At 64.7% G+C, this 6,011-nt stretch carries 6 protein-coding genes and 1 pseudogene; 2 read left to right on the forward strand and 5 right to left on the reverse strand.

The window, feature by feature from the left end; genetic code table 11:
- The coding region (locus EOD15_RS26670; protein WP_127408986.1) for a 2Fe-2S iron-sulfur cluster-binding protein at positions 1-1,108 on the reverse strand (1,108 nt) is incomplete at its 3' end.
- Positions 1,105-1,959, reverse strand: a complete 855-nt coding sequence (locus EOD15_RS26675; RefSeq protein ID WP_127321305.1) for a xanthine dehydrogenase family protein subunit M — start codon at positions 1,957-1,959, stop codon at positions 1,105-1,107. The genes EOD15_RS26670 and EOD15_RS26675, both read right to left, overlap by 4 nt.
- Positions 1,960-2,204: 245 nt before the next feature.
- Here EOD15_RS26675 and pncA point away from each other — a divergent pair, with 245 nt between their 5' ends.
- Entirely contained in the window at positions 2,205-2,819 is a 615-nt protein-coding gene (gene pncA, locus EOD15_RS26680) for a bifunctional nicotinamidase/pyrazinamidase (protein ID WP_127321306.1), read from the forward strand.
- Between the two features lie 190 nt (positions 2,820-3,009).
- Positions 3,010-4,422, forward strand: coding sequence for a sodium:proton antiporter (locus EOD15_RS26685; RefSeq protein ID WP_245463771.1), 1,413 nt, complete (start codon positions 3,010-3,012; stop codon positions 4,420-4,422).
- On the opposite strand, the gene EOD15_RS26690 is transcribed toward EOD15_RS26685, so the two are convergent.
- The 3 genes and pseudogenes from EOD15_RS26690 to EOD15_RS36985 all read right to left on the reverse strand — a co-directional run.
- Positions 4,423-5,142, reverse strand: a complete 720-nt coding sequence (locus tag EOD15_RS26690; RefSeq protein ID WP_127321450.1) for an ABC transporter ATP-binding protein — start codon at positions 5,140-5,142, stop codon at positions 4,423-4,425.
- Entirely contained in the window at positions 5,139-5,867 is a 729-nt protein-coding gene (locus EOD15_RS26695) for an ABC transporter ATP-binding protein (RefSeq protein ID WP_127321451.1), read from the reverse strand. Before EOD15_RS26695 ends, EOD15_RS26690 begins: the two co-directional genes overlap by 4 nt.
- A pseudogene (locus tag EOD15_RS36985) lies at positions 5,864-6,011 on the reverse strand (branched-chain amino acid ABC transporter permease); the annotation flags it as partial. The gene EOD15_RS26695 and the pseudogene EOD15_RS36985, both read right to left, overlap by 4 nt.

A 6,011-nucleotide genomic window follows, 5' to 3' on the forward strand; every position in this document is an offset into this window, starting at 1 on the left:
CGACATAGGAGGTGTCGATGGCGCCAGAGACGGTGAAAGCCGCGCCGGCAAGCGCTGCTTCCGGATCGCCGCGTTCGACGAAGCCGGAGGTCAGCAAGTTTGCCGCCCTGTTTTCATGAATGAGCTTGGCACCGCCGGCGCGCGCTTCGCAGGATTGGAGAACATGCGGCAATTCGGTCCAGCGGATCGGAAAATCCGAGAGGTCGAGATCGAGCATCGCCTCACGCTCGCCGGCAACCAGCGCCACCGCCTCACCGCGGAGGCGAGCAAACCCCTCAGCCAGCGCCGGCTGGTCGGCGAACGGGCCGATGACGCCGAAACAGTTTTTTCCCGGAATGTCGGCTGCGGTGAAGACACCGGCAACGCCGGGATGTGCCTTCTCCCAGCCGTCGAGGTCGCCGAAGGCGAAGCTGGCATGATAATGCGGCGAGCGGACCACCAGCACGGCCAGCGCATCGGCGGGGAAGGAATCGCCGCCGAATTTCTCAGCCCCGGTGACCTTCGGCATGCCGTCGAGCCGGATAGGCGAGGAGCCGATCGCATGGCCTGATCGAGGCAAGCGGAAATCCAGGCTTGCTGCCTGCAGCGAGGCATCCATCACCGCGGCAATGATCTTCCGGTAGCCGGTGCAGCGGCACAGAACTCCGCCGAGCGCGTCCTGCACCTCGACCTCGGTCGGGTTGGGCTGCTTGTCCAGTAGCGCGGTTGCCGCGACCAGCAGCGCCGGCGTGCAGATGCCGCACTGCGCAGCGCCATGGGCGAGGAAAGAGGCCTGCAACACCGACAATCGGCCATTGGCAAGCCCTTCCACGGTCGTCACCGATGCGCCGGCGGCGGAAGCCGCCGACATCAGGCAGGCGCAGACCGGATCGCCGTCGACCAGCACCGTACAGGCGCCGCAGTCGCCGGCGTCGCAGCCGACCTTGGTGCCGGTCAACAGCAATTCATCGCGCAACACCAGGGACAGGCGGCGCAGCGGCGGCACATTGACCGAGACGGAGGCGCCGTTGACCTCGAAGGCGATATCGGCGCGCGCAGCGCCGAAGCCTGGCTGGGCACTGCCCGGATCGGGCAGGGCTTCACGCGCGTCAGGCCAATTTTGGCTCATGCCGCCACCTCTTCGCCAGTCGTACGCCCCATAGCCGCAAGCACCGCGCGGGCAACAATCTCGCGCACCGCATCGAGCCGGTATTCGGCGCTGCCGCGCACATCGGCGATCGGCGACAGTTCTGCCATCGGCGCGGCCAGAACCGCGTCGGCGAGTCCGCCGTCCACCGGCAGACCGTGCAGCGCGGCTTCGACGCCGGCCAGCCGCTTGGCCACCAACGAACAGGAGCCGGCGGCGACCGCCGCTTGCCGGACAAGGCCATCCTGGACGACCAGACGCGCCGCCACCATGGCGATGGAAATGACGAGATAACGGCGCGCGCCGAGCTTGACGAAGGTCGACGTGCCGCTGGGCTTCGGCACGCGGATGGCCGTGACCATCTCACCGGGCAGCAGAGCGGTTCGGCGGTTGCCGAGAATGAAGTCCTGCAACGGCAGATGCCGCGTCGCGGCCACCGAGCGCAGTTCGACCTCGGCATCGAGGATGAGCAGGCCCGGCACCCCGTCGGCGGCCGGCGAGGCGTTGCAGAGATTGCCGGCGACCGAGGCGACGTTCTGGATTTGCACCGAGCCGACCTCTCGCGCCGCCTGTTTCAGCGCATCGAAGGCCGGAGGCAAGGGATGGCGGACGATGTCGGTCCAGGTCGTGCGCGCGCCGATGACGAAATGGTCGTGCGTCTCGGCAATGCCGCGCAGCGCCGCCAGGCCGTTAATGTCGAGAACATTGTCGCGGAAGGGTTTGCTGCCCTGTGCCGGATAGAAATCGGTGCCGCCGGCAAGGATGCGCCAGGCGCCCTCGCCAAGCAAAGCGAGCGCTTCGTCGACCGAGGTGGGTTTCGCGTAACGGATCACGCTTTGCCTTCCAGAAAGGAACTTTCCGAATCCGGTATTTCCGGCGTTCGAGCCGAGAAACTCATTCGTATGCAAATGATATCAAGCCCGCAGGATTTGTCAAAGCCCGAGTTTGCGGCGGCCCGGCCGGCACGCATTTGTTATGTCGCGAGAGGTTGACGCCGCCGGCCATCTGGTCAAGTTTCTGCGTCCGGTCGCGTCAGCGGCATTTTCCACTGGAGCCTGCATACGGAAGAGGAAAGCCCATGGCCGACGAGGCGCTTGTTGTCATCGACCTGCAGAACGACTTTTGTCCCGGCGGCGCGCTGGCGGTTGCCGGCGGCGATGAGATCGTGCCGCTGGTCAACGACCTGATCCGGCGAACCGACCATGTCGTGCTGACGCAGGACTGGCATCCCGCCGGTCATTCCAGCTTTGCCTCCAGCCATCCGGGCGCGCAGCCTTTCACGATGATCGAAATGCCCTATGGTCAGCAGACGCTGTGGCCGGACCACTGCATCCAGGGCAGCCTGGGCTCGGATTTCCATTCCGGCCTCGCCTGGACCAAGGCCGAGCTCGTCATTCGCAAGGGATTTCGGCCTGATATCGACAGCTACTCGGCTTTCTTCGAGAACGACCGCACGACCCAGACCGGCCTTGCCGGCTACCTCCGGGAGCGCGCCATCGACACGCTGACCCTGGTCGGGCTGGCGACCGATTTCTGCGTCGGCTTTTCGGCGCTGGACGCCGTCAGCCAGGGCTTCAAAACCACAGTGCGGCTCGATGCCTGCCGCGGCATCGATCTCAACGGTTCGCTCGATACAATGCTGCAGCGCATGCGCGACGCCGGCGTGACGCTCGAAGACCCTTTGTCGGATTGAACGGCCGTTGGGCAAGCACCCCCTCACCCGGATTGCCAGCCGAATTGCGAAGGGCAATTCGGGGCAATCCGACCTCTCCCCGAGGGGAGAGGAGAAGGCGAGCGTCGGCGCCGAGTCTCTTCTCCCCTCGGGGAGAAGGTGGCCGCGCAGCGGCCGGATGAGGGGGCCTTTTTTATATTTGATCCCCCTGTTGGCTGCATGCGCTGCGATAATTGCCGCCGTGCTGTTCCCGGCACAGGCTTTCGCGGCGGAGGAACACGGCCTGCCCGGCGCTTCGATGCCGCTGTGGTGGGCGCTGCCCTTTGCCGGGCTGCTGTTGTCGATCGCCACCGGTCCGCTGCTGTTTCCTCATGTCTGGGAACATCACTACGGCAAGATATCGGCCCTTTGGGCCGCACTGGTGATCGTGCCGCTGGCGGCTGCCTTCGGTGGTCCCACAGCGACCGAAGCGGTGCTGCATGCGTTGCTCACGGAATACATGTCGTTCATCATCCTGCTGTTTGCGCTGTTCACCATTTCGGGCGGCATTCTCCTTGCCGGCAACATTCACGGCACGCCGCTGGTCAATGCCGGCCTGCTGCTGGTCGGCGCGCTGCTGGCCTCGGTGATCGGCACGACCGGTGCCTCGATGATCCTGATCCGGCCGATCATCCGCGCCAACGATAACAGGCCGTTCAACGCCCATGTCGTCATCTTCTTCATCTTCCTGGTGTCCAACATCGGCGGCTCACTGACGCCGCTTGGCGATCCGCCGCTGTTCGTCGGCTTCCTCAGAGGCGTCGCTTTCTTCTGGACGACCGCCAATCTCTGGCGCGAGACCCTGTTCGTCGGCGGTGCCGTGCTGGCCGTCTTCCTGGGCATCGACATCATCCTGCATCGGCGCGAGGCTGGCGCGCCGAAGATCAAGGATCCGACACCGGACACGACGGTGCGTCTGCGCGGCCTGGCCAACCTTCCGCTGCTGGCAGGTGTGATCGGCGCCATCCTGCTGTCGGCGGCCTGGAAGCCGGGCGTCAGCTTTTCCGTATTCGGCGTCAGTCTCGAACTGCAGAACCTGGTGCGCGATGCCATCATCCTGGCGCTCGCCCTGCTGTCGCTTCCGCTCTCCTACAAGAGCCACCGCGAGGCGAACGGCTTCAATTGGGGTCCGATATCGGAGGTGGCCAAATTGTTTGCCGGCATCTTCGTCTGCATCGTGCCGGTCATCGCCATCCTCAGGGCGAGCCATGAGGGGGCACTGGCGCCGGTGGTGTCGCTTGTCAGTTCACCCTCGGGTGCGCCCAACGATCTCGCCTATTTCTGGCTGACAGGGGCGCTGTCATCCTTCCTCGACAATGCGCCGACCTATCTGGTGTTTTTCGAGCTTGCCGGCGGCGACCCAAGGCACCTGATGACGGAGTTCGCTTCGACGCTTGCCGCGATCTCGGCCGGCGCGGTGTTCATGGGCGCCAACACCTATATCGGCAATGCGCCGAACTTCATGGTCTACGCCATCGCCCGCCATCGCGGCGTGAAGATGCCGGGCTTCTTCGGCTACATGCTGTGGTCTGGGCTGGTGCTGATCCCGATATTTTTGGTCGCGGGCTTTCTGTTCTTCGGCTGATCACCCGACGCCGACATAGCGGCGGACCGCCGACGGGTCGGCGCGCAACTCCTCGACGTCGACCGTCTCGCGGTTGCGGCCGTTTTCGATGAAGGCAACGTGGTCGGCGACCGAAAGCACTGCATCGACACGCTGCTCGACCAGGATGGTCGAGACGCCCATGTCGCGCAGCTTCGACACCGTCTCGCGGATCTTGGCGATCATCGACGGCATCAGCCCTTCGGTCGGCTCGTCGAGCAGCAGCACCTGCGGTTCGAGACAGAGCGCGCGCGCCATGGCCAGCATCTGCTGTTCGCCGCCGGACAATGTGCCGGAACGCTGCCGCAGCCGCTGGCGCAGCAATGGAAAGAGGTCGAGCACGTTCTCACGCGTCGCCTTGCCCTTGCCGCGCGCCATCAGGCCGATCTCGATGTTTTCGGCCACCGTCATTTCGGCGAACAGCCGCCTTCCCTGCGGCACATAGGCGACGCCGGCCTTGGGCACTTCATGCGCCGGCAGACCAGTCAACTCTTGGCCAGCCAGTTTGATCGAGCCGGCGCTTGAGGGAACCAGTCCCATGATGGCTTTCAGCGTCGTCGTCTTGCCGGCGCCATTGCGGCCGAACAGGCACAGCACCTCGCCCTTGTTCAGCACCAGGTCGAGGCCATAGAGCACCTGGACCTCGCCATAGTAGCAGTCCAGTCCAGAGATGGTCAGCGCCTCGGACTTTGCCTCGGTCATGGGGCGGTCCCCAGATAGGCTTCCTGCACCGCCGCGTTCTCGCGGATCGCTTCGGGGGTGCCTTCGGCCAGGATCTTGCCGGCATTGAAGACGGTGATGCGGTCGGCGAGTTGCATGACGACAGGCATGTTGTGCTCGATCAGAAGCACGGTGGCGTTCTTAGCGATCTCGCGCACCAGGGTGATGAAATTGTCGATCTCGCTGTCGGCCAGCCCTTGCGTCGGTTCGTCGAGAATCAGCAGGCGCGGCTTCAGCGCCAGGCCCATCGCCACTTCCAGCAGGCGCTGGTGGCCGTAGGACAACTGCCCGGCCGGCATATGGGCGCGGTCGGCCAGGCCGGTGCGTTCCAGTGCGGTCATGACAGCGGCCTGTATCGCGCTCTTGGAATGGCTGCCATGCCGCTGCGTCAGTTGCGCGGGCAGCGCGACGTTGGCGTAAACGGACAGGTTGGCATAGACGCTGGTGAGCTGGAAGGTGTAGGCGATGCCCCTGCGCACCCTGACATAGGCAGGCAGATTGGTGATGTCGGCGCCGTCGAAGACGATCATGCCGGCAGACGGCTGGATGCGGCCGCTGACCAGGCTGACGAAGGTGGTCTTCCCCGCCCCGTTGGGGCCGATCACGGCGCGGATCTCGCCCGGCATCAGCGCGAAATCGACATTGTCGACGGCGCGCAGACCACCGAAATTGCGCGACAGGCCCTTGGTGGTCAAAAGCGGCATCATGGCAGCCACCCGAGCCAGCGCTGGCGGATGCTGCCCAGAATGCCTTTCGGGAAAAACAGCACCAGCAGGATCAGCGCAATGCCGACGATCAGCAGATAGGCGGAGGTGTAGCCGCTGGTGATATCAATGACATAGTACATGAAC

It is taken from the genome of Mesorhizobium sp. M7A.T.Ca.US.000.02.2.1 (assembly GCF_003996995.1).
In the GTDB taxonomy this organism is placed as follows: domain Bacteria; phylum Pseudomonadota; class Alphaproteobacteria; order Rhizobiales; family Rhizobiaceae; genus Mesorhizobium.